Genomic DNA, 1,665 nt, shown 5'->3' on the forward strand with positions numbered 1-1,665 from the left:
CGGACCACCGCGAGGACGCGGTGGCCGTTGCGGCGGGCATCGGACAGCCGCTCGACGACGAGCACGCCGACGCCCTCCGCCATGCCGAAGCCGTCGGCGGCGCCCGCGAACGCCTTGCAGCGCCCGTCCGGCGCCAGGCCGCGCTGGCGGCTGAACTCGACGAACGGGCCGGGCTTCGTCATGACGGTGACGCCGCCGACGAGGGCCAAGCCGCACTCGCCGCCGCGCAGTGACTGTCCGGCCAGGTGCAGGGCGACCAGCGACGACGAGCAGGCCGTGTCGACGGTGACGGCGGGGCCGGTCAGCCCGAGGGTGTAGGCGACCCGACCGGACATGACGCTGGCGGAGCTGCCGATGCCGAGGTATCCCTCGACCTCGTCCGGCAGCCCGGACGCGAGCGTGGCATAGTCCTGGCCGTTGGTGCCGATGAACACCCCGGCGGCGGTACCGCGCAGGGTCGCCGGGTCGATGCCCGCCCGTTCGAGCGCCTCCCACGAGGTCTCGAGCAGCAGCCGCTGCTGCGGGTCCATCGCCAGGGCCTCACGGGGGCTGATCCCGAAGAACCCGGCGTCGAACTCCGCGGCATCGTGCAGGAAGGCGCCGCGGCGGGTGTAGGTGCGGCCGGGGGTCTGCGGGTCGGGGTCGAAGAGGGCGGCCTCGTCCCAGCCGCGGTCCGTGGGGAAGCCGGTGACGGCGTCACCACCGGCGGCGATGAGGTCCCAGAACAGCTCCGGGTCATCGGCACCGCCCGGGAACCGGCAGCCGACCCCGACGATCGCGATCGGCTCGTCCACCCCGGCCGCGGCCCGGACCACGACCGCCGTCGGCGCTTCCCCTCCCAAGAGCCCGGAGAGGTACCGCGCCAGCGCCGGCGGGCTCGGATGGTCGAACACCAGCGTCGCCGACAGCGTGAGGCCGGTCGCTTCCCGCAGGCCGTTGCGCAGCTCGACCGCCGTCAGCGAGTCGAACCCGAGCTCCTTGAACGTCCGGTCGTCGGCGACCCCGTCGGTGTACCCGAGCACGGCGGCGGCCCGGGTCCGCACGATGTCGAGGAGGGCCCGCTCGCGGGCGTCCGGGTCCAGTGCCGCCAGCCGGCCGCGCAGGCCGTCGTCCGCGGCGGCGGGCCGGGCGGCGACGCGGACGAGGCCGCGCAGCAGCGGCGGCACCTCACCGGCGGGCGCCGGGTTGAGCCGCATCGGCACCACCACCGCATCGGCACCGGCGACACCGGCGTCGAACAGCGCCAGCCCCTGCTCCGCGGACATCGGCAACGCCACCCGCATCAGCCGCGCCCGGTCGCTCTGGCCCAGCCGGCCGCCCATGCCGGCGGCCTCGTCCCACAGCCCCCAGGCCAGCGACACCCCGGGTAGGCCACGGTCCCGGCGCCAGGACGCCAGCCCGTCCAGGAAGCCGTTCGCCGCGGCGTAGTTCGCCTGACCGGCGGCCCCGAAGATGCCCGCGGCGCTGGAGTACAGCGCGAAGACCGTCAGCGGCAGGTGCTCGGTCAGCTCGTGCAGGTGCCAGGCGGACTCGGCCTTGGCGGCGAGGACGGCGGCGAGCTGTCGTGGCTCCAGTTGCTCGACGACGGCGTCGTCGACGATGCCGGCGGTGTGCACCACACCCCGCAACGGCCACCGCTCCGGCACCCCCGCCAGCACATCCGCC

At 75.4% G+C, this 1,665-nt stretch carries 1 protein-coding gene; it reads right to left on the reverse strand.

Annotation, left to right across the window (positions count from 1 at the left end; translation table 11 throughout):
- On the reverse strand, positions 1–1,665 hold a 1,665-nt coding region (locus tag IEZ31_RS55630), incomplete at both ends, for a beta-ketoacyl synthase N-terminal-like domain-containing protein (RefSeq protein ID WP_190258269.1).

This window comes from Dactylosporangium sucinum, assembly GCF_014647515.1.
Lineage (GTDB): Bacteria > Actinomycetota > Actinomycetes > Mycobacteriales > Micromonosporaceae > Dactylosporangium > Dactylosporangium sucinum.